This window comes from Methyloceanibacter caenitepidi (genome assembly GCF_000828475.1).
GTDB lineage: Bacteria > Pseudomonadota > Alphaproteobacteria > Rhizobiales > Methyloligellaceae > Methyloceanibacter > Methyloceanibacter caenitepidi.
In genome coordinates this window covers 361,646-382,312 of the sequence record NZ_AP014648.1, presented here as the reverse complement: position 1 = coordinate 382,312, position 20,667 = coordinate 361,646, and the positions used below count along the sequence as shown (strand labels likewise).

The window sequence follows — 20,667 nt, the reverse complement described above, 5'->3', positions numbered from 1 at the left end:
GACAGTCTACGGAGGCCACACCGTCCATGAGTTATATGCGCACCGCGATTCTGCTCGCAGCGCTCACCGCCCTCTTCATGGGCATCGGGTTCCTGCTCGGCGGGCAGACCGGCATGATCATTGCGCTCGTGATGGCGGGCGGCATGAACCTGTTCGCCTACTGGAACTCGGACAAGGCCGTCCTGCGCATGTACGGGGCGCATTTGGTGGACCCGAACAGCGGCCGCGATGCGCGCGATCTGTACGACATGGTCGCTGGGCTCGCGCGCAATGCGAACCTGCCGATGCCCAAGGTCTATGTCATGGACAATCCCCAGCCGAACGCGTTCGCTACGGGCCGGAACCCGGAGAACGCGGCGGTGGCGGTGACGACCGGCCTGATGCAAACGGTGACAAGAGAGGAGCTTGCGGGCGTCATTGCCCATGAGCTTGCCCATATCCGCCATCACGACACGCTGCTGATGACAATCACCGCGACCATCGCCGGTGCGATCTCCATGCTCGCGAATTTCGCCATGTTCTTCGGCGGCAATCGCGACAACAACCACATGGGTTTCATCGGTACGCTTGCCCTGATGATCCTTGGCCCCATGGCGGCGGGTCTCGTGCAGATGGCGATCAGCCGGACGCGCGAGTACGAGGCCGACAAGGGTGGCGCCGAAATCTGCGGCCACCCGCTTTGGCTCGCATCCGCCTTGCAGAAGATTGCCGGCGGCGCGGCACGCATCCCCAACGAAGAGGCAGAAGAGAACCCCGCCTCCGCGCACCTGTTCATCGTCAATCCGCTGCACGGTCTGCGTCTCGACCGCATGTTCGCGACACACCCGCCCATGGAGGAACGTGTGGCGAGGCTCAAAGCCATGTCGCAAACCATGGGATCCGGCGGCTATGATGGCGGGTCGGTGCGGCCGGCATCCGAAACCGGACCCTGGTCCGGAAGTGTACCCGAGAGCCCTCGCCGCGCGCGCGGTCCATGGGGCTAGGAAATGGGCCACGGAATAGGCTAGCCATGCAGAAGGCCCCCGTTCGGCGCTGAGCGCCGCAAGACCAAGCGCCTCACCGGCCACCGATCTCCCCAGACTCATTGAAACCGAAGCACCTTGGAGACGACGCGATGAAGACCACCCCTCGGAACAAGACCCTTTCGCCCACGCGCGACCACCAGGTCGGGCTTCCCGCCCGCCGCGCTGCCGCGGATCTGCTCGACGCCGTGCTGCAAAAGCATCAGTCCCTGGACGATGTGCTCGGACGGAACCGCACCGGCGCTCTGTTCGATCTCCCAACGCGGGACCGGGCGCTCGCCCGCGCGATCGTCGGCACGTCCTTGCGCCGCAAGGGGCAGATCGACCGCGTGCTCGAAACGTTCTTGGAGAAAGGCCTGCCCGCACGGGCCGGCACCCTCTATCCGATCCTCCTCTCCGGCGCGGCGCAGATCCTCTTCATGAACGTACCGCCTCATGCAGCCATCGACCTGGCGGTGCGCCTCGCCCAATGGGACCCGCGCGCCAAGCGCTACGACAAGCTGGTCAACGCCGTTCTCCGCCGCGTGTCGGAGAAGGGTGCCGGCATCGCGGAGGCGCTCGACCCCGCCCGGGTGAACACACCGAACTGGCTGTGGCAGCGCTGGGTCCGCGCCTGGGGCGAGGACCGAACAAGCGCTATCGCCGAGACGCAGCTTATCGAACCTCCGCTCGACGTCACCGTGAAAGGCGATCCGGATATTTGGGCCGAGAAGCTCGGCGGCCGCGTGTTGCCCACGGGCAGCGTGCGTCTGATCCCGCGCGGGCGGATCGAGGAATTGCCCGGATTTGACGAAGGCGCTTGGTGGGTGCAGGACGCGGCGGCGTCCATCCCGGCGCAGTTGCTTCACGACGTCGCCGGCAAGCGGGTCGCCGATCTGTGCGCCGCTCCCGGCGGCAAGACGGCGCAACTCGTGGCAAGAGCTGGGGCCGTGACTGCCGTCGACCTCTCCAAGAATCGTCTCGCCCGGCTCGAGGAGAATCTCAGCCGACTCGGCCTCGCCGCCGAGACCGTCACCGCCGATGCAACCCAATGGCAACCGGATGCTCCGTTCGACGCGGTGCTGCTCGATGCGCCCTGCTCGTCGACCGGCACGATTCGCCGCCATCCCGATGTGCCCTATCTCAAATCGGATGCGGACATCGCCGAGTTGGCGGCTCTCCAGACCCGACTGCTCGACAATGCGGTGCGCCTCTTGAAGCCGGGCGGCACGCTCGTCTATTCGACCTGTTCGCTCGAACCGGAGGAGGGTGAAGCGCAGATCGCGGCGCTCCTTGCCCGGAACGATTCGCTCCGTATCGAGCCCATGCGGGCCGACGAACCTTTTGGCAATACGGCGTGGGCGCAGTCGTCCGGCGTGTTGCGCACGTTCCCCTTCCAACTCCAGCTCGACAGTCCTGAATGGAGCGGCATGGACGGGTTCTTCGCGGCCCGGCTCGTCGCTGCCGGCTAGGGAAGAAAGTGTTGAGCCACTTGCCCTTGGGGTCCTGCTGCACGACAATGCGCCCTGCTTGTTCAACAAGCAGCGGGGGAGAGCGTGGCGCCGGTTTTGCGTGCCGCTGCTCGGATGGAGAACGATCCTAATGGCGGGCGATCAGGCCTTCGAGCGCGAGAACGGCGCTCAAGAGGTGAAGCTTGGCGGGCCGAGCGCGCTGAGACGCCTCATGCTGTCCGGGCTCGCGGCCGTCAGCTACCCCGGTTCACAGGCCGAGCAACTGCTTCTGGCCCCGCAGGAACTGCGGACCGCCGACCCGAGCTTCGCAACGGAGATCTATAACGGTCATTTCGGGCTCGCCGGCAAGCTGGCCGATATCGGCGCGAAATCGCCGTTCGAGATCGATCCGCCCTCCGCACGCTGGGCGCGGGAACTCTACGGCTTCGGTTGGCTGCGGCATTTGCGGGCCGCGGACTCCGAACTGTCCCGCGAGCAAGCCAAGACGCTGGTCCACGACTTCATTCGGCTGCGGCGGCAAGTACCCTCGCTTGCGTGGCAACCGGAGATCGTCGCCCGGCGGGTGATTTCCTGGCTCTCGAACTCGGTTCTGGTGCTGGCTGCGGACGAACCGGAAGCCTACGAATCGTTTCTGAAGGAGCTCACCGCTCAGCTGCGCTATCTCTCGGCGGGCTATCGCGATGCGCCCGACGGTGTGCCGCGGCTCCTGTCGCTTACGGCGCTTCTCTATGGCGGGCTGTGCATCGCAGACCAGAAGGCGGTGGTGGACCGGTATACCAAGCCGTTCTGCCGCGAGCTCGACCGTCAGATTTTGCCCGATGGCGGCCATATCTCCCGCAATCCGGAGGCGCTCATCGAGCTGCTGCTCGACCTGCTGCCTTTGCGCCAATGCTTCGTGGCCCGTGACCGCACCCCGCCGAAGGAACTCACGGATGCCGTCGACCGCATCATGCCCATGCTGCGGTTTTTCCGGCTGGGCGATGGATCGATGGCCCGGTTCAACGGCGCGGGTCCCACGCCCACCGACGCGCTGGCCACCGTGCGCGCCTATGACGATATCGATGGGGCGCCGGTGCGCTCCGCCGCGAATTCGGGCTATGTCCGCGTCGAGGCGGGGTCGATCCTCATTCTGTGCGATCTCGGGCCGCCGCCGGCGAAGTCTCTCACGCGCCAAGCCCACGCAGGCTTCCTGTCCTTCGAAATGAGTTCGGGAGACGCGCCCATCATCATCAATTGCGGGGCGCCGACTCCGGAGTTCGAGGAATGGCGTCTCTATTCGCGGACAACGCCGGCCCATTCGACGCTCAGCCTCGAGGACGACTCGCTGGCCGAGTTCGAACTGGCGAGCGAGGACGCCGAGCCGGAGGCGGACGCCGCCCTGATCGGGCCGCTCAATCCCCAAGGCGCCTTTTCCGACCAGGGAGAGGGCGGGAACTTGCGCATAAAGGGTTCCCACGACGGCTATGTGGAGCGCTACGGGGTCAGCCACGCCCGGCAGATTCTGATTGCCCCGGACGGCAATCTGATCTCGAGCGAAGATAAGCTTTCGACGCGCGGACTGAAGAGCCCGGATGTTCTCATCGCCGGAGCGTACGCTGTGCGGTTTCACCTGCACCCATCCGTCAAAGCCCAGACCATGGGCGACGGCATGTCGGCCGTCCTCGTATTGCGCAACGGCGAGACATGGCGGCTTACCGCCAACGCCGAGGAGATGAGCATCGAGGAAAGCGTGCTTCTCGCCGACCCGCGCGGACCGCAAGTGACCTCGCAGATCGTGCTCAGCGGTATGATGGGCGACGCGCGCGAAGTGCGCATCGTCTGGAATCTCGAAAAGATGGGCGACGAGGCCGCGCCGCACGCGCTCGTCGATCCCAATGACGCACCCGACAATCGTTCGAACGACAGTTAGAGCATGCCAACACGTAAGATCAGGAGAGCGCTGCTTTCGGTCAGCGACAAGACTGGACTCGTCGAGTTTGCCCAAGCGCTTGCCAAATACGACGTGACGCTGGTGTCGACGGGGGGCACCGCGCGGGCCCTGCGCGAGGCTGGGCTGGACGTGGTCGACGTTGCCGAGGTTACCGGCAGCCCCGAGATGATGGACGGGCGCGTCAAGACGCTGCATCCGAAAATCCACGGCGGGCTCCTCGCCATGCGCGACAACGCCGAGCACGTGGCCGCCATGGGCACGCACGGCATTCCGCCGATCGATCTCCTGGTGGTCAATCTCTATCCGTTCGAGGCGACGGTGGCGGCCGGCGCGGACTTCGGCACCGCCATCGAGAACATCGACATCGGCGGGCCGGCGATGATCCGCGCGGCGGCAAAGAACCACGATGGCGTCGCGGTCGTCGTCGATCCGGACGATTACGCTCAGGTGCTCGAAGAGATCGCGACCCACGAAGGCTGCACCACGGGCGGCACGCGGCGGCATCTGGCGGCCAAGGCCTTTGCGCATACCGGCGCCTATGACGGGGCGATCGCGACCTGGTTCGCCGATCAGCTCGGCGTGACCGCGCCGCACAAACGCGTTTTCTCGGGCACGCGCGCGGCCAAGCTGCGTTACGGCGAGAACCCGCATCAATGGGCGGCGTTCTACAAGACCGCCGAGCAGCGCCCCGGCATCGCGACCGCCGAGCAGGTGCAGGGGAAGGAACTTTCCTTCAATAATCTCAACGACACGGACGCCGCGTTCGAACTCGTGGCGGAGTTCGATCCGAACAGCTCGGCCGCCGTCGCGATCATCAAACACGCAAATCCCTGCGGGGTCGCGCTCGGACCGACACTCGCCGAGGCCTATGCGAAGGCGTTCGCTTGCGACAGCGTCAGCGCGTTCGGCGGCATCGTGGCGCTCAACGGCACACTTGATGCTGAGGCCGCCGATGAGATCGTCAAGATCTTCACCGAGGTGATCATCGCCCCCGATGCGACCGAGGCCGCGAAGGAGATCATCGCCGCCAAGAAGAACCTGCGGCTCCTCCTGACCGGCGCGCTGCCGGATCCGCGCGCCGACGGCATTACCGTCCGTTCGCTGGCAGGCGGCCTCCTCGTCCAGTCCCGGGACAATCAGCTGGTCGATCAGGATGCGCTGAAGGTCGTGACGAAGCGCAAGCCCTCCGAGCAGGAACTTGCTGATCTGGTCTTCGCCTTCACCGTCGCCAAGCATGTGAAGTCGAATACGATCGTCTACGCGAAGGACGGCGCGACGGTCGGCATCGGCGCGGGCCAGATGAGCCGAGTGGATTCCGCGCGCATCGCCGCGCGCAAGGCCCAGGACGCCGCCGGGACGTTGGGGCTCGGGAAGCCGCTCACGATCGGGTCTGTGGCGGCATCGGACGCCTTCTTCCCCTTCGCCGATGGCCTCCAGGTCGTCGCGGAAGCCGGTGCGACGGCGGTGATTCAGCCGGGCGGCTCCATGCGTGACGACGAAGTCATTGCCGCTGCCGACGACGCGGACCTCGCCATGATTTTCACCGGCATGCGCCACTTCCGGCACTAGCTGACCCCAAACAAAAAAGGCCTCCCTGTAGGGAGGCCTCTTCTTCAGCTCTTAATGGCGTTTCGCCTAGAGCCCGTCCGGATAGACCGGCTGGGGCTGGTTCGGCGACGGCGGCTCGCCCTTGTGGGGCTGCTTCGGCGCATCCTCGGAGACCGTCGGCGGTACGACTACCGTCACGGCGTCTTCCTCGACGATGACCGTGTTACCTTCCGGCGTCGTCATCACCGCATCGGCTTCCTCAACGACGACGGCGGGTGCATCGGCCGCGTCGGCGCTATCGGACATGCCGTCGGGACCGCCGTCCGGATAGACCGGTTGCGGCTGGTTCGGCGACGGCGGCTCACCCTTGTGAACACCGGCAGGTGCTTCCATAGCCTCGTCTTCGGTCGCCATAGCCGGCTCGTCGGCCTCCGTTGCCGACTCTTCCGGCATCGCTTCGGGCTCCTCCGGAACCACGGGCTGCGGCTGGTTCGGCGAGGGCGGCTCGCCCTTGCTCGGCAACTTGGGTGCGTCCTCCGACACGGTCGGCGGCACGACGATGGTTTCCTCGGCCGTCATCTCTTCCACGGCGACCGGCTCTTCCTCGGCTGGTGCGGCCTCTTCCTCGGCAGCGGCTGGCTCCTCTTCAGCGGGCGCCATCTCGTCTTCAGCCGGAGCGGCTTCGTCCTCGGTTGCGGCCGGCTCATCCTCGGCAGGAGCCATCTCCTCCTCGGCTGCGGCGGGCTCCTCTTCGGCCGGAGCCATCTCGTCCTCGGCCGGAGCCATCTGGTCCTCGGCCGGAGCCATCTGGTCCTCAGTAGCGGCTTCCGGTGCCGGCGCCGCTTCCTCAGTGGCAGCGGGCTCCACGTCCTTCTCGGTTGTCTCGTCTTTCGGTTTCTCGCAGGCAGCGAGCAACATCGCCGCCAGCAAAGCACCACCCAAACCCACGTATTTCATGATCGCCCCCCGATCCATCGATTGCGCGCGAAATTCTAAGCTAGGCATTGTGCTGAGCGTAGCGCGAAAAGCCACGTATTTCTACGGTTCGCGTCGCGACGGTCCAAGTTCCCGCGACTATGAGGGGTCAACACGCACCGGGCCGCGCGGCACCGACCTATTCTCGCCCAGCGCAATCCGGTGCACGGCGTACTTGTTCAGCGGGAAGGACGGACGGGCACGAGAAGCAGCAGCCCCGCGATCAGGAACGCGAGACTGACTGAGATTCCAAGGCGCTGGCTACCTGTCAGCGTGGTCACGATCCCGATCGCCAGCGGCGCGGCGAAGGCCGTGACTTTGCCCGAGAAGGCAAAGAAGCCATAGAACTCGGTTGTCTGCGCCGGCGGACAGATGCGGGCCAGCAAGGTTCGGCCCGAGGCCTGAACCGGCCCCACCGCAAGGCCAAGGAGAACGGCAAAAACTAGCATGGCCTGTTCGCCCGCGGCCGCGAACATCCCGCCGCCGGCGGCCTTCGGCTCCACGGGTACGAAGAAGAGAATCTCGTCCGGGTCGACCGACAGCACGCCAAGCGCGCCGCTTATGAGAATCACGAGGCCAGCGACAATGACAGTCTTCGAGCCCACCCGGTCATCCAGTAGGCCGCCAACGCAGGCGCCGAAGAACGCGGCCACGGTCAGGATGATGCCGAACAGTCCAAGCTCCGTCACGCCCCAGCCGAAAACGCTGGCCGCATAGATACCGCCGAAGGCGAAGATCGCGGCACCGCCATCCGCGTAGAGCATCCTAGCCAACAAGAAGAGAGCGACGTTGCGGTGGCTACGCAGGATATCCCTGATCGAGCCGGCAAAGCGGGCGAGCCCTTCCCGTACCGAACCTGTCTCCGCCCGCGCGCCATGCCTATCCGGCGTGAAAAGAAACATCGGCAAGACGAAGATGGCGTACCAGAGCGCGCAGAATGGCCCGACCAAGCGATCACCCTCGCGCGTCCCTGCATCCAGCTGCACGATCGGACTCGAGCCGAACAGCGTCTTGCCGGTGTCCGGGCTCGTCACCAAAAAACCCGCGACGAGGGCGAGACTCACCAGACCGCCCATGTAGCCCACGGCCCAGGCAAGACCCGAGAGCCGTCCCAAGCGCCTCGCCGAGACGAGCCCCGGCATCATAGCGTTGTTGAACTGCGTGGCGAGTTCGACGCCGAGAGTCGCGATCCCAAACGAGACCAAGACCAAGGGCACCGCGCCGCTCGACCCCGGCACGGCCCACCACAAGCCACTCAGGCCGAGCATGATCATGACCGAGAACACGCCAATCCAAGGCTTGCGGGGCAGCCCCGCATCGGCGATCGCACCGAGCACGGGGGCGAGCAAGGCGGTTGCCAGCTGCGCGGCGCCCGTTGCAAACGCCCAGAGAGATTGGGCGTGGGCGGGGTCGCTCATGAAGCCGTTCACGAAATAGGGCGCGAACAGAAAGGTGACGACGAGCGTGTAATAGGGCTGCGTGGCCCAGTCGAACAGGGCCCACCCCACCAAGCCGCGTTTGCGGACAGGCTGCGCGGCGTCAGACATAGCGCTCAGCGTCGAGCACGATCAGATGGTTCGGCAGTTCGTCCTGACCGAGCGGCTCGGGCGGAAAATGTTCGGCCAGAATATCGCCGCATCGTTCCGCCGCCGCCATCAAGCCTTGCACGCGGTCGCCTTGGCCGATCTGCGCCGTGAGGTCTGCAACCAAGTCGTCCCAGACACCCTGCGGCACCTTCTCGTAGATCCCGCTGTCGGCAATCACCTCCGCGTAGTGTTCCGCGTCGGAGACATACACAAGAACGCCGGTGCGCCCCCTGGTGGTGTGAAGGTTCTGAGCCAGAAACTGCTGGAGTGCCCGCAAGTGCGCGCGGTGCCGTTTGAGACTCCCCGGGGCAAGCGCCACGCGGAGAGCCGGCCATTGAACCAGGAGCACGCCGGCGGCGAAGACCGCGAGCTGGGTGAGATACACATATTCGATCGGCCACTTCGTGAGGTGAATGAAGGGCAGCGGCACCGCGAGTGCGAGGAGGGCGGCGCATAAAAGCGCGAAGAAATAATATCCGGACGACGCCGCGGCGAAGACGATGACAATTTCGCCGCTGGTCCTGCGCTCGGCACGCGAGATCGCTTCGGCAATCACGGCATGTTCATCAGGGGTGAAGGGCTTCATCGCGTATGGTCTTGGCGTCCGGGCGTGCCTGATCGCAGCCCGGCACACTATGGCGAGAATCGCAGGCTTTGGAACCGGCAATCTGGCCGGCAACTGCCGGGCGCTTCGAGCGCTGTCTTTGAGGGTAGTTCATGCTGAATCGTTCCTTCGGGTCGCTCCGGCCCGGTTTTCTTGGCCTCGTTGACCCGTTCCGTCCGGCCCGCATCGCCACAGCGGCGGCCGCACTTGCGGGTGCCACCCTCGTTGGCTTCATCCCGCCGGTGCTGGCGCGTGGTCCCGGCATGGCGGCCGGACTCGCCATACCGTTCGGGCCCAGCCTCGCGGCGGCGGGCTGGCAGGCGGTCAGCTTCCCTGGACGCCCCGCCGCACGCTTCACAGCACGCGGTGGCGATGCCGTCCATGTCGAAACTGCCGGCGGCGCGGGGCTGCTTTGGCGTCCCCTCCCGGCCAGTGCCGCAGGCGCCACGACGGCGACGTGGCGTTGGCGCAAGGCACTTGGCGTGGGCCCGACGGATCTGTCGAGGAAGGGGGGCGACGATCGGCTCCTCGCCGTCTATTTCGCATTCGTCGATCCGCGTGACGTGAGCGGCCGCACCGACCTCAAGGCGCTCTTGCGCTCGGGGCGCGGCGATATCCTCATGTATGTGTGGGGCGGTCAGAGCCGTCCCGGAACGCTCGTGAACGTGCCCTATTTCAACGGGCGGGGACGGGCCGTGGTCAAACAGCCGGCCGATGCCCCCGCGGAAAAATGGTTCGAGGAGAGTGCGGCCCTTGCGGACGATTTCCGGCGCGCGTTCGGAAGGCCGCCGGGGCGCCTTGTGGCAATCGCGCTGTCCAGCGATGCCGATGATACCGGCGGACACAACATCGCCGCTCTGGCCGATCTCTACGTGAACTAGGCCGTCTACCAGCTTCCCGAGGAGCCACCGCCGCCGAAACCGCCGCCGCCGCCCGAGAAGCCACCACCGCCGCTGCTCCAACCGCCGCCCGAATAGCCGCCGCCCGACCGGCCGCCACGGCCGCTGCCTGGCGCGACGACTACGCCTTTGCTCGACAGGTACATGACCAACACGAAGATCGCGATGTAGAACAGGACGGTGAACCAATCGATCGGCGCCTCATCCGCGTCGTGGCGCGCGCTGGCCCGCCGTTCCAACTCGGCCGTGTCGCCCGTGAGCGCGAGGCTGATGTCTTCCACACCAGTCTTGATGCCGCCCGCAAAGTCTCCGCTGCGGAAGCGGGGCAGGATCGCGTTGTCGATGATCACCCGGGACAGAGCATCGGTGAGGATAGGCTCGAGCCCGTAGCCGACTTCGATACGCACTTTGCGCTCGTTCGGCGCGACGATCAGGAGGACGCCGTTGTCGAGTTCCTTCGTGCCGATGCCCCAATGGCGACCGAGCTGATAGCCGAAATCTTCAATTGTATAGCCCTGCAGCGAGGGCAGCGTGACGACGACCAGCTGGTCCGAACTTTTGTCCTCGAGCTGCTTGAGTTTCTCCGTCAGCGCCTGCTCGTCGGCAGGGCTGAGAAGATTGGCGTTGTCGACGACGCGCCCCGTGAGCGCCGGGAACTCCGGCTCCGCCAGGGCAGCCGGAAGCAAAACGGCCAGACAAAAGACGAGTGTCAGCGCGCCAACGAGACCGTGAGGCACCGCCCGGCTGTGCGAAATTCCGGCCATAAAGCCCTCGCGTTGACGGATCGGCCCGCTAGAACTCGACCTTCGGCGTATCCATCGCACCCTCAGACACGGAGAAGTTCTGCATCGGCTCCAGGTTGGAATACAGGATCATGTGCCACAACCGTCCGGGGAAGGTCCGCAGTTCGGTGTTGTAGTCCCGAACCGCCGCGATGTAGTCGCGCCGCGCGATGGCGATCCTGTTCTCCGTTCCTTCGAGCTGCGACTGCAGCGCCAGGAAGTTCTGGTTCGACTTGAGGTCGGGGTAACGCTCGACGGTGACGAGCAGGCGGCCCAGCGCGCCGGACAAGTTGTTCTGGGCCTCCTGGAACTTGTCGAAGGCTTCCTTGTTCGTGAGGATGTCTTTCGGGATCTGGACCTGCGTGGCCTTGGCCCGCGCTTCGATCACCTCCGTCAGGACCTTGCTTTCCTGCTCGGCGAAGCCTTTCACGGTCTCGACCAGGTTCGGAATGAGATCGGCGCGTCGCTGATACTGGTTGAGCACTTCGCTCCACGCGGCTTGTGCACGCTCATCCAGCGTCGGGATGGTGTTGATGCCGCAACCGGCCAGCATCGCCGCCACCAGCGACAGGAGTCCGATCCGGCCGACGGGCCCGTTCCAAATCCGCGCCAAGGCCTGCATGACGATGTCCTTTCGAGCGATCCCTCTGCAGACTCGTGTAGTGGCAGCCCCGGAGGCTGACAAGCAGTTTCGCGGCGCCGATTAGCAGATCACAAGGCGTCGCGCCCGGTTTTGGTGTTGCGCGAATGAGACAGCGGGCAACTTTCTGTTGTTGCGGGGCCTGCAAGGGCGCAGGTGTCTCTTCCCTTTTTGCAGCGCACACACAAAGTAACTGTGCGTCAGGTCAACGTTTTTTCCACAAGGGTGGGCGAGGAACTTCCGTTCGACACGCTTTGGTGGGCGTTAGCCAATCCGAAGGCTTTGCTAGTCAAACTGCAAGGCCTCTTTTAGGCTGATTCGCGAGTCGTTTTGGGGGCTCTTGATGGGTGCAGTAGCGGTGTTGCGTAGGCGTAAGACCTGGAACAGACGGGCAGGCGCCAAGATGCGGACCCTTATGAGATTATCGAGCGTTTCCAGCGCTGCGCTGTTTGCGGCGGCCCTTTGGGCTGCGCCGGCCGCGGCCGAGGAAGGCGCACCGGCCAATGCCGACGATCCGATGACCATTGTCGTGTCGTTGCCGAACCAGAGAGCGACGATCTTCCGCGGCACGTCGGTGGTGACAACTACAGCCGTGTCGACCGGCAAGCGCGGCCATTCGACCAAGGCCGGCGTCTACAGCATCCTCGAGAAACGTCGCCGCCACTATTCGAACCTCTACAACGGCGCGCCCATGCCTTGGATGCAGCGCCTGACGTGGTCCGGCACCGCCCTTCATGCGGGCGTCGTGCCCGGATACCCCGCCTCCCATGGGTGTATCCGGCTGCCCTACTCCTTTGCGCCCAAGCTGTTTTCCATGACGCAAGTCGGCGCGCAGGTCGTCGTTGCGCACAGCGCCGTGGAGCCGAAGCCGATTTCGCATCCGGCGCTGTTCCAGCCGCTACCGCCGCCAATGCCGCCGGAGCTCCTCACCCAGACCGCACCGGCCGCCAAGCCCATGCGCAAGTCGAGCAACGAAACGACGCCGGAGCGGCCGTTCCGTCTACCCGTCGTCTTCGCCAAGGCGACCGCCGTCACGCCGGCGCCGACCGCGGGCAAGGCGGCGGCGAAGCTGGCACTGGTGCCGGAGACGACGGGTTCGATCCCGCAGGCCGAAAGCACCATGCAGGCCGAAGGCTTCGAGACGCCGCATAGCCTGGACGACACGAGCCACCATGCCATCGACCCGAGTGCCGCTCCGTTTGTGGGCAGCGGTGCGCATGCTGTCGCCGCCAAGAGCCCTGCCAAGGTTGGTGACGACGTGTCCGGCAACGCGATGGCAGGTGCGGAGATTGCCGCCGTCGAGACGACCGACGACTTCATGAAGCATCAGGATCGTCTGCTGGACCGCGAGGGGCCCAAGGGCCAGGATCGGCTGGGGCCTGCGGACAAGACGGCAGCGACCAAGGAGCCGGTCGGCGCTGCGGAGGAAATCGAGCCGCAGTCGAAAGACAGCGATCCGATTGCAGACCTCGTCAGCGAATCGGCATCGCAGAGCATGCCTGCGACGGACTCGACGCCGACCGTGACCGCCGGCACCTTGGAGGCCGCAGCGCAGCAGCCCGTGACGGTGTCTCTTTCCGTCCTCGGCGTGAACGACCATCCGCCGCTGCCGCTGGAGCGGCCGTCCGCGATGACCTCGCGTTTGAAGGCCGGCGCCCGCGCCGCGGCGGTCGAGGCCGCCGACCCGATCTCTCAGGAGCCGCTGCGTATCCTTGTGACGCGCCGGACGACGCGCGACCGCACGGTCGACGTTCAGTACATGCTGTCCGACATGGGCTATCTGGAGCGGCAGAATTTCGACGGCACGCGCGGGTCGGCTACGATCCGTGCCCTCAAGGCATTTCAGGAAGACAACGAGATGCCTGTCACCGGCGCGTTCACCGACGACGTCATCAAGAAAATCTACGAAGTGGCCGGCAAGGAGGAGCCCGCGGAGGGCCAGCTTTTCGTTCGGCAGAAATTCGCAAGCGTGTTTTCGACACCGGTCAGCTTCTCCAATCCGGATAAGCCGCTCGGCACGCATCTCTTCACGATCATGCATTTCGAGCCTGGCGCGAAGCAGGCCGAGTGGACCGCCATCAGCCTGAATGACGAGGAGACGGCGGAATCGGTGCTCGACCGCATCACCATCCCGGACGATGTGCGCCAGCGCATCTCCGAGCGGCTGACTCCCGGCTCGTCGCTGATCGTGGCCGATACGGCCATCAACTCGGCGGCGCTCCCGAAGGGAGCGGACTTCCTGGTCTGGGATACGAGCAAGGGCGCCGCGGTACAGCGGGCAAGCACCACGCCTAGCCGCGCGGTGCGCAAGCGCTCGACGGCACAACGTCCCAGCTATACGCGGGAACGGTCGCGCTCTCGCTATTCATCGCGCCGCGCTTCACCGCGCCGCGGTTTCTTCCAGTTCTAGATTGAAGCGAAGGACGCCGCGCCGGGGCCCAACCGCGTCGGCGTCGGCTGCTCACGCACCCGCGCGGGCAAGCGCCCGTGGGGCGCTGTTACGCATTTGCCTTCTTGAGAAAATGGAGCGGGCGATGGGATTCGAACCCACGACCCCAACCTTGGCAAGGTTGTGCTCTACCCCTGAGCTACACCCGCACTCCAGACCACCGCGCATCCTTGAAATTCAAGTCTCTGGGTGGTCACTTGCCGCGAACTGGTCTTGTAATCGACCGCGCGGGGGAAGTCTACTGACGCCCGCCGCGCCGCGGCCAGACCCCGTTTGGGCCCGATGAGGGGCTCCCATTAAAGGAACCGGGCAGCAAACGCAATGGATTTAGCACGCGCGAAGCTCTTTGCGTATCTGGACACGCTCGGAATCGCGTCCACGACCGTCGAACACGACGCCATGTTCACGGTGGAACAGTCTCAGGCCCTGCGCGGCACGATACCGGGCGCCCATACGAAGAACCTCTTCTTGCGCGACAAAGATAATCGACTCGTCCTGGTCGTGGCCAAGGAAGACACGACAGTGGACCTCAAAGCCTTGGCCAAAAAGCTCGGGCTCGGCCGTTTCAGCTTCGGTAGACCTGAGCAGATGAGAGCCGTGCTCGGGGTCGAGCCGGGCTCGGTGACGGCGCTGGCGCTGATGAACGAAGGATCGAAGGACCTTGCCGCTGTGGTCGTGGACGAGGCCCTGATGGCGTTCGCGGAAGTGAACTGCCATCCCCTCGACAACCGCGCCACGACCCGGCTCGCGCTGGCCGATCTCCTGCGCTTCATGCGGGCCTGCGGACACGAACCGCAAGTGCTGCCGCTTCAGTGACACGGCGCATGGCTGAACGTCCGTGGGTACCGGCGCCAAGGTTGCCAAATGCGTTGGGACGGCCCATCTTTCGGGGCGAGTGAGACAACCGCAAGATACCGCGCATTCGCTGCGGCCCACGGAATCTAGAATGAGTATGGACACCCCGATCCTCGGTGCCGAGGGCGATGGCGCCCCAGGCGGTGAGGCCATCAAGAACACCACCACCCAAGACTTCATGCGCGATGTTGTCGAGGCCTCGCGCGACCGGCCTGTGCTGGTGGATTTCTGGGCGCCGTGGTGCGGCCCCTGCAAACAGCTCACACCCGTTCTCGAGAAAGCGGTGCGCGCTTCCAAAGGCGCCGTTGCCCTCGTCAAGATGAACATCGACGAGCATCCCGAAATTCCGGGGCAGATGGGCGTCCAGTCCATCCCCGCCGTGTTCGCTTTCAAGGAAGGGCGTCCAGTGGACGGCTTCATGGGAGCGCTGCCCGAATCGCAGATCAATGCCTTCATCGCGCGGCTCGTGGGCGAGACGGTTGGAACCGCCGCCGATATCGAGACAGCCACGGCCGCACTCGATGCCGGCGACGTCAATGCCGCCGCACAGATCTTCGGTCAGCTCATGCAGGACGAGCCGGAGAACATGGAGGCGCTGGCCGGTCTCGCGAAATGCTACGTGAAGATGGGCGATCTCGAGCGTGCGGAACAGACCCTTGCGCTGGCGCCCGCGGGCAAGGCCGACAGCGCCCCGATCGCCGCCGCCCAGTCGGCCCTGGACCTTGCGCGAAAATCGAACGATGCCGGCGACGTGGACGCCCTCCGGGCCAAAGCGGCGCAATCGCCAAACGATCCCCAAGTGCAGTTCGACCTGGCGCTGGCTCTCAACGCGGCCGACGACCGGTACGGCGCACTCGATGCGCTCCTGTCCATCGTCGCCAAAAACCGGAGCTGGAACGACGATGCCGCCCGGAAGCAACTGGTGCAGTTCTTCGAGGTCTGGGGTCCATCGGACCCGGCGACGACCTCCGGCCGGCAGAGATTGTCGTCGCTGCTTTTTGCCTGACGAGGCCTGAGGAGCGTCCATGACAACCGTCTACGACAGTCCCGGCGATCTCCCTTCGGTTCTGCCCGTGTTTCCTTTGCGCGGCGCGATCCTGCTTCCGCGCGCCTCGCTGACGCTGAACGTGTTCGAGCCGCGCTACCTTGCGCTCGTCGATCATGCCTTGGCGAATGGACGCCTCGTCGGCGTGGTGCAGCCTGCCGGCGACACGGGCTCAGCGGAGTCGCCGAGAGGGAAATCCTTTGCAGTCCGTTCCGTCGGCTGCGTGGGGCGCATTTCCGCCTTCAACGAGACCGACGATGGACCGCTGGTTATTTCTCTCACGGGTGTTTCGCGCTTCCAGGTCGGGGAAGAGATTTCCTCCGATGCGCCGTTCCGGCTCTTCGCCGCCGATTTTAGTGCGTATGCAGACGATTTTATACCGGATCTCGGCGAGGAGGATGTGGATCGCGTGCGCCTGCTTGCAACGCTTCGGCGCTACCTGGAGGCCAACGGCCTGAACGCGGACTGGGAGCGGATCAACGAGGCGGCGAACGAGCAGCTCGTGAACACGCTCTCTATCCTGTCGCCCTACGGGCCCGAGGAGAAGCAGGCGCTCCTCGAAGCGGAAAGCCTCAGGGCGCGGGCCGAGGCCCTGGTCGCCCTGGCGGAAATGGAATTGGCCTCACGCGATGACAACTCAGGGACTTCGCTGCAATGACCGATCCCGGCAAGACAGAGAACGCTGACAGCAGCGGCGTCGATCCGCGGCTCCTTGAAATTTTAGTCTGCCCCCTGACAAAAACGTCGTTGGACTACGATGCGCAGCGCCAGGAACTGATCAGCCGCGCGGCCGGGCTGGCCTACCCCATTCGTGACGGCATTCCCGTCATGCTGCCGGAAGAGGCGCGGGAGCTCGACCAGAGCTAGCCCTAAGGACGGCCGCGCCGGGCTTCACGATGCCTGGGCGCGGCACAAATCACGCACCTCGGCCGGCGTCATTCCCGAGTCTCGATAGGCGCGGATCGCGCGCGCATCGTCACGTTTGGCGAGGCGTTTGCCGTTCTCATCGCGGACCAGCGCATGATGGTGCCAAACCGGCACGGGCAGCTTGAGGAGCGCCTGCAGGAGACGGTGGATCGGCGTCGCATCCAGCAGATCCTCTCCGCGGATGACATGCGTCACACCTTGGGCCGCGTCATCGACCACGACTGCGAGGTGATAGGCCGCCGTGCCGCTGTCTTTCCGCGCCAGCACCACGTCGCCGATCTCGTCCCGCATGGTGTCGGGATGGAGCGCCTGCGCGCCCGCGTGTCTCGGTCCCGTTTCGAGCCAGGTCAATCTTTCTCCCCGGACGAGGCGGAGCGCGCGGTCGAGATCGAGGCGGATCGCTTCCTCGGGCCCTGCGTCGGACAGGGAGCGCCCCCGGCACGTGCCTGGATAGACCAGCGGTGCATCGCTTTCCGGCGTGGCGCCTTCCTTCGGCGTGGCGCCTTCCTGCGGCGCGGCAAACGCGGCCCGGATATCGGCGCGCGTGCATCGGCACGGATAGGTCAGCCCGAGCGCGCCGAGGCGGGCGAGCGCATCCGCATAGGCCGCGTGCCGCTCCGACTGGCGCATCACGGGCTCCGGCCAAGTGAGTCCCAGCCAGGACAAATCGTCGTAGATCGCGGCCTCGTATTCGGGACGGACGCGGCCCGCATCTGTGTCCTCTATGCGAAGGAGACACAGCCCGTCCGCGGCTTTCGCGGCCTCCCAGGCCGTCAGCGCTGAATACGCATGCCCTAGATGCAAAAGCCCTGTCGGCGACGGCGCAAAGCGCGTCACGAAGCCCGAAGACGCCGCCGCTTGAATCGCCATGCCACTACAGCGCCTTGCCGCGGAGAAGGCGCGGGACGTCGCCTGTCGCGCCCGCGGCCTCGCGGACGAGAAAGCGTTTGAGGCCGGGCGCGCGATCGACGAGCCCCATGCCGAGATCGCGGATCGCCCGCAAGGGCGCGCTGTCGTTCGAGAACAGCCGGTTCATGCCGTCCATCGCGGCGCCTGAGAACGCGCTATCGAAGCGCCGCCAGCGCTGATAGCGCGCAAGCGCCGTCGCCGACCCGATATCGAGTCCCACGCGCGCGCTGTCGGTGATGGCTTCGACGAGCGCCGCGACGTCGCGCAGCCCGATATTGAGTCCCTGCCCGGCCAGCGGGTGCACCACATGCGCCGCATCGCCCACCAACGCCAGGCGCTCCCCGACGAACGCCCGCGCCATCTGGAACGAGAGCGGAAAGGCACGTGGGGATCCTTCAAGAGAAATAGCGCCCAAGCGGTGGCCGAAGCGGCGGCTCAGCTCGGCCAAGAAAATGTCCGGGTCGCCTTCGACCAATGTCTTCGCGAGGCCGGCCTCCTCCGTCCAGACGATCGAGGAGCGGTTGCCCTTGAGCGGCAGAATGGCAAAGGGCCCCGAGGGAAGGAAATGCTGGATCGCGCGGCCGTTGTGCGGCCGCTCATGGGCGATCGTCGCCACGATCCCCATCTGCGCGTAGGACCAGCCGATACACTTGATGCCGGCGAGATCGCGAAGCTTCGACTTCTTTCCGTCCGCGGCAACCAGCAGCGCCGCCCGCAAGTTTCGCCCGCTCGCCAGATGTATGGTGGCGCCGAACCCGTCGGTTTCGAAGGTCTGCACCGTATCCGGCGCGATCAGCTCGATCCCCGGTTCGTCGCGAACCTCGTCCGCGATCGTCCCGAGCAGCGCCCCGGCCTCGACGAGCCAGGCCTTCGTCCCGTCGTCCTTCAATTCATCCGCAAAACCCAGAAGATGAGGCCGCAAGGCCGCATTGAGCGGGCTGTCCGTGATTTCGATCGCGTCCATGGACTGCGCGCCCGGTTCAAGGCGCGACCACAGCCCGACGGCGTTGAGGAGATTCTTCGACGCCGGGGAGAGCGCAAGCCCGCGCCCGTCAGGGTCTCTGGTCGCGTCCGGCGGGGCCGCGTCGACCAGCGTCACGCGGCATGTCTTCGGCGCAAGGCGTGCCAGCGCCAGGGCGAGGACGCCACCGGCGAAACCTCCGCCGGCAACGACGATGCGAAAACCGCTCTGTCCTTTGGCGCTCTGCGACACTCGCCTTCTATAGGGGAGCGCGAGCGCCCGCGCCACATCTTGCAGGCCGCACCTGGCTGCTGTGTTACCCGTCGCGGCGGACAAGCGGCTTTTCGTACCCGCGATCAAGCTGCTATGGGCTTGGGCCCGGGCGCGTCGCCCTACCCCACGCCGTCGAACGAGGTCTTTCATATGAGCGCTGCCGTCGACCAACTCCTGTCCATCCTCGATCTCGAACCCCTGGAGCACAATCTGTACCGGGGCCTCAGCCCGCAGATCGGATGGCAGCGGGTGTTCGGCGGCCAGGTCATCGGCCAGGCCCTCGTCGCCGCCCAGCGGACCGTCGAGGACCGGGGGGCGCATTCGCTCCATGCCTATTTTTTGCGCGCCGGCGATCCGGCCGTACCGATCATCTACGAGGTGGACCGACTGCGGGACGGCAAGAGCTTTTCGACCCGGCATGTTGTGGCGATCCAGCACGGCCACCCGATCTTTTCCATGTCGGCGTCGTTTCAGCGGGAAGAAAAGGGTCTCGAACACCAGATGCCGATGCCCGACGTGCCGCCCCCCGAGGAGGTCCCGAGCGAGGAGGCGCTGGCCGAGACGCTGATGGATCGCATGCCCCCTCCGGCCAAGGCCTATTGGCAGGCCGAGCGTCCGATCGAGATGCGCCCCGTTGATCTGTCGCGTTATTTGTCGCCGCAGAAGCGCGACCCGGGCCAGTACATCTGGATCCGGGCAAGCGGCTCCTTGGCCGACGACCCGGCCTTGCATCAGTGCGTCCTCGCCTATGCCTCGGATTTCACCCTTTTAGATACGGCCCTGGTTGCCCATGGCCGGTTCGTCTTCGACCCAAGCCTGATGCTCGCAAGCCTAGACCACGCCTTGTGGTTTCACCGGCCGTTCCGGGCGGACGAATGGTTGCTCTACGCTCAAGACAGCCCGATCTCGGGCGCCGCGCGCGCATTTTGCCGGGGGACCTTCTACACGCGCGACGGGCTGCTGGTCGCCTCGACCGCCCAGGAGGGGCTTGTGCGCGAACGCCTGCCGTCCAAATAGCCTATTTTCTATGCAATGGGCTATTTTTGCCACCTGTTTGTGCATCATATCGCTGCTCAAGCAATGCGCACAGACGGCGGAACATCCTAAATTTTCCGTAAAACCAACGAGTTGGGGCCACATTTGCCGACTTGGCACGCAGCTTGACTCTGTTAACGGGTTCCAACGGCTGAACTGCGGCGACAACCGCCCAGACGGCCGTCAACATTAGGAGGGCTCAAACAGATGAAGCTGGTGATGGCAATCATCAAGCCATTCAAGCTCGACGAGGTGCGCCAAGCCCTCACAGAGCTTGGACTGCAAGGCATGACCGTTACCGAGGTCAAGGGATACGGACGGCAGAAAGGCCACACGGAAATCTACCGTGGCGCCGAGTACGCGGTGAACTTCCTACCGAAGATCAAGATCGAAGTCGTGGTGCCGGCCAAGATGGTCGACAACGCAGTGGATGCGATCGTCGCAGCCGCGAAGACCGGTCAGATCGGCGATGGCAAGATCTTCGTCGTTCCCGTCGAGCAAACGGTGCGCATTCGCACCGGCGAAACCAACGAATCTGCACTGTGATTGGGGGAAAGTTGAAGATGACGACCTTTGCCAAATACATGTTCGGCGTGGTCGCAGCGCTCTTTTTGGTAGCGCTGTTCCATGCCGACTCGGCATTTGCTGAGGGCGCCTCTCAGGCGGCCACTGCTCAAAGTGCCCAGATGACCGAGTTTCAGGTAGCCCAGGCTGAAGAGCCGCCGGCAGAAGAACCTCTCGCCGAAGCAGGCGAGGAGGCCGAACCTGAAGCCACT

General features: G+C 65.2%; 19 protein-coding genes and 1 tRNA gene. 12 read left to right on the top strand and 8 right to left on the bottom strand.

The features are described 5' to 3' along the window. Positions 1 to 26 precede the first annotated feature (26 nt). From htpX to purH, 4 genes are all read left to right on the top strand, one after another. Positions 27 to 983: a zinc metalloprotease HtpX gene (htpX, locus tag GL4_RS01780; protein ID WP_045363904.1), complete on the top strand. Its 957-nt coding sequence runs from the start codon at positions 27 to 29 to the stop codon at positions 981 to 983. A 131-nt stretch (positions 984 to 1,114) separates the two neighbouring features. Then, complete coding sequence (gene rsmB / locus GL4_RS01775; protein WP_045363901.1) at positions 1,115 to 2,473, top strand: 16S rRNA (cytosine(967)-C(5))-methyltransferase RsmB; 1,359 nt, start codon at positions 1,115 to 1,117, stop codon at positions 2,471 to 2,473. Positions 2,474 to 2,603: 130 nt separating this feature from the next. Beyond that, on the top strand, positions 2,604 to 4,382 hold the full coding sequence (locus GL4_RS01770; protein WP_052464043.1) for a heparinase II/III family protein: 1,779 nt from the start codon (positions 2,604 to 2,606) through the stop codon (positions 4,380 to 4,382). A 3-nt stretch (positions 4,383 to 4,385) separates the two neighbouring features. Beyond that, the gene (gene purH / locus GL4_RS01765; protein WP_045363898.1) at positions 4,386 to 5,972 is read left to right on the top strand and encodes a bifunctional phosphoribosylaminoimidazolecarboxamide formyltransferase/IMP cyclohydrolase; all 1,587 of its coding nucleotides are present in this window, start codon (positions 4,386 to 4,388) and stop codon (positions 5,970 to 5,972) included. A 66-nt stretch (positions 5,973 to 6,038) separates the two neighbouring features. On the opposite strand, the gene GL4_RS01760 is transcribed toward purH, so the two are convergent. From GL4_RS01760 to GL4_RS01750, 3 genes are all read right to left on the bottom strand, one after another. Continuing rightward, positions 6,039 to 6,926, bottom strand: coding sequence for a hypothetical protein (locus GL4_RS01760; protein WP_045363894.1), 888 nt, complete (start codon positions 6,924 to 6,926; stop codon positions 6,039 to 6,041). 179 nt (positions 6,927 to 7,105) lie between these two features. Next, complete coding sequence (locus GL4_RS01755; RefSeq protein ID WP_045363891.1) at positions 7,106 to 8,473, bottom strand: MFS transporter; 1,368 nt, start codon at positions 8,471 to 8,473, stop codon at positions 7,106 to 7,108. Beyond that, positions 8,466 to 9,098, bottom strand: coding sequence for a TPM domain-containing protein (locus GL4_RS01750; protein ID WP_045363888.1), 633 nt, complete (start codon positions 9,096 to 9,098; stop codon positions 8,466 to 8,468). Before GL4_RS01750 ends, GL4_RS01755 begins: the two co-directional genes overlap by 8 nt. Positions 9,099 to 9,229: 131 nt before the next feature. On the opposite strand from GL4_RS01750, the gene GL4_RS01745 reads away from it, so the two are divergent. After that, positions 9,230 to 9,997, top strand: coding sequence for a DUF3047 domain-containing protein (locus GL4_RS01745; protein WP_052464042.1), 768 nt, complete (start codon positions 9,230 to 9,232; stop codon positions 9,995 to 9,997). A gap of 5 nt (positions 9,998 to 10,002) precedes the next feature. Here the strand turns inward: GL4_RS01745 and GL4_RS01740 are convergent, their stop codons facing one another. Together GL4_RS01740 and GL4_RS01735 are read right to left on the bottom strand one after the other, a co-directional pair. Continuing rightward, entirely contained in the window at positions 10,003 to 10,779 is a 777-nt protein-coding gene (locus GL4_RS01740) for a TPM domain-containing protein (protein ID WP_045363885.1), read from the bottom strand. A gap of 28 nt (positions 10,780 to 10,807) precedes the next feature. Continuing rightward, positions 10,808 to 11,419 carry a LemA family protein gene (locus GL4_RS01735; protein ID WP_045363882.1) on the bottom strand — a complete coding sequence of 204 codons (612 nt, stop codon included), beginning with the start codon at positions 11,417 to 11,419 and terminating at the stop codon, positions 10,808 to 10,810. A 433-nt stretch (positions 11,420 to 11,852) separates the two neighbouring features. Here GL4_RS01735 and GL4_RS16490 point away from each other — a divergent pair, with 433 nt between their 5' ends. Beyond that, entirely contained in the window at positions 11,853 to 13,847 is a 1,995-nt protein-coding gene (locus GL4_RS16490) for a L,D-transpeptidase family protein (RefSeq protein ID WP_052464041.1), read from the top strand. A gap of 113 nt (positions 13,848 to 13,960) precedes the next feature. On the opposite strand, the gene GL4_RS01725 is transcribed toward GL4_RS16490, so the two are convergent. Next, positions 13,961 to 14,035 (bottom strand) — tRNA-Gly (locus GL4_RS01725). 172 nt (positions 14,036 to 14,207) lie between these two features. Here GL4_RS01725 and GL4_RS01720 point away from each other — a divergent pair. From GL4_RS01720 to GL4_RS01705, 4 genes are all read left to right on the top strand, one after another. Next, a complete protein-coding gene (locus GL4_RS01720) occupies positions 14,208 to 14,702 on the top strand; it encodes a prolyl-tRNA synthetase associated domain-containing protein (RefSeq protein WP_045363879.1) in 495 nt (164 codons plus the stop codon). Between the two features lie 130 nt (positions 14,703 to 14,832). Continuing rightward, on the top strand, positions 14,833 to 15,747 hold the full coding sequence (gene trxA / locus GL4_RS01715) for a thioredoxin (RefSeq protein WP_082025402.1): 915 nt from the start codon (positions 14,833 to 14,835) through the stop codon (positions 15,745 to 15,747). Positions 15,748 to 15,766: 19 nt separating this feature from the next. Further along, the gene (locus GL4_RS01710) at positions 15,767 to 16,444 is read left to right on the top strand and encodes an LON peptidase substrate-binding domain-containing protein (protein ID WP_045363873.1); all 678 of its coding nucleotides are present in this window, start codon (positions 15,767 to 15,769) and stop codon (positions 16,442 to 16,444) included. After that, complete coding sequence (locus GL4_RS01705; RefSeq protein ID WP_045363870.1) at positions 16,441 to 16,653, top strand: Trm112 family protein; 213 nt, start codon at positions 16,441 to 16,443, stop codon at positions 16,651 to 16,653. Before GL4_RS01710 ends, GL4_RS01705 begins: the two co-directional genes overlap by 4 nt. Before the next feature lie 24 nt (positions 16,654 to 16,677). Here GL4_RS01705 and gluQRS read toward each other — a convergent pair whose 3' ends face one another. Next, a complete protein-coding gene (gene gluQRS / locus GL4_RS01700; protein ID WP_045363867.1) occupies positions 16,678 to 17,583 on the bottom strand; it encodes a tRNA glutamyl-Q(34) synthetase GluQRS in 906 nt (301 codons plus the stop codon). A gap of 4 nt (positions 17,584 to 17,587) precedes the next feature. Further along, positions 17,588 to 18,835: an FAD-dependent monooxygenase gene (locus tag GL4_RS01695; RefSeq protein ID WP_045363864.1), complete on the bottom strand. Its 1,248-nt coding sequence runs from the start codon at positions 18,833 to 18,835 to the stop codon at positions 17,588 to 17,590. A gap of 171 nt (positions 18,836 to 19,006) precedes the next feature. Between GL4_RS01695 and tesB the strand changes: the two genes are divergently transcribed. Together tesB and GL4_RS01685 are read left to right on the top strand one after the other, a co-directional pair. Beyond that, the gene (gene tesB / locus GL4_RS01690; RefSeq protein WP_045369220.1) at positions 19,007 to 19,873 is read left to right on the top strand and encodes an acyl-CoA thioesterase II; all 867 of its coding nucleotides are present in this window, start codon (positions 19,007 to 19,009) and stop codon (positions 19,871 to 19,873) included. 225 nt (positions 19,874 to 20,098) lie between these two features. Beyond that, on the top strand, positions 20,099 to 20,437 hold the full coding sequence (locus tag GL4_RS01685; protein WP_045363861.1) for a P-II family nitrogen regulator: 339 nt from the start codon (positions 20,099 to 20,101) through the stop codon (positions 20,435 to 20,437). Positions 20,438 to 20,667: the final 230 nt, after the last annotated feature.

Coding starts and splice junctions, on each gene's coding strand:
- htpX (WP_045363904.1), top strand. CDS start 27: ATGAGTTATATGCGCACCGCGATTCTGCTCGCAGCGCTCACCGCCCTC.
- rsmB (WP_045363901.1), top strand. CDS start 1,115: ATGAAGACCACCCCTCGGAACAAGACCCTTTCGCCCACGCGCGACCAC.
- GL4_RS01770 (WP_052464043.1), top strand. CDS start 2,604: ATGGCGGGCGATCAGGCCTTCGAGCGCGAGAACGGCGCTCAAGAGGTG.
- purH (WP_045363898.1), top strand. CDS start 4,386: ATGCCAACACGTAAGATCAGGAGAGCGCTGCTTTCGGTCAGCGACAAG.
- GL4_RS01760 (WP_045363894.1), bottom strand. CDS start 6,926: ATGGATCGGGGGGCGATCATGAAATACGTGGGTTTGGGTGGTGCTTTG.
- GL4_RS01755 (WP_045363891.1), bottom strand. CDS start 8,473: ATGTCTGACGCCGCGCAGCCTGTCCGCAAACGCGGCTTGGTGGGGTGG.
- GL4_RS01750 (WP_045363888.1), bottom strand. CDS start 9,098: ATGAAGCCCTTCACCCCTGATGAACATGCCGTGATTGCCGAAGCGATC.
- GL4_RS01745 (WP_052464042.1), top strand. CDS start 9,230: ATGCTGAATCGTTCCTTCGGGTCGCTCCGGCCCGGTTTTCTTGGCCTC.
- GL4_RS01740 (WP_045363885.1), bottom strand. CDS start 10,779: ATGGCCGGAATTTCGCACAGCCGGGCGGTGCCTCACGGTCTCGTTGGC.
- GL4_RS01735 (WP_045363882.1), bottom strand. CDS start 11,419: ATGCAGGCCTTGGCGCGGATTTGGAACGGGCCCGTCGGCCGGATCGGA.
- GL4_RS16490 (WP_052464041.1), top strand. CDS start 11,853: ATGAGATTATCGAGCGTTTCCAGCGCTGCGCTGTTTGCGGCGGCCCTT.
- GL4_RS01720 (WP_045363879.1), top strand. CDS start 14,208: ATGGATTTAGCACGCGCGAAGCTCTTTGCGTATCTGGACACGCTCGGA.
- trxA (WP_082025402.1), top strand. CDS start 14,833: ATGAGTATGGACACCCCGATCCTCGGTGCCGAGGGCGATGGCGCCCCA.
- GL4_RS01710 (WP_045363873.1), top strand. CDS start 15,767: ATGACAACCGTCTACGACAGTCCCGGCGATCTCCCTTCGGTTCTGCCC.
- GL4_RS01705 (WP_045363870.1), top strand. CDS start 16,441: ATGACCGATCCCGGCAAGACAGAGAACGCTGACAGCAGCGGCGTCGAT.
- gluQRS (WP_045363867.1), bottom strand. CDS start 17,583: ATGGCGATTCAAGCGGCGGCGTCTTCGGGCTTCGTGACGCGCTTTGCG.
- tesB (WP_045369220.1), top strand. CDS start 19,007: ATGAGCGCTGCCGTCGACCAACTCCTGTCCATCCTCGATCTCGAACCC.
- GL4_RS01685 (WP_045363861.1), top strand. CDS start 20,099: ATGAAGCTGGTGATGGCAATCATCAAGCCATTCAAGCTCGACGAGGTG.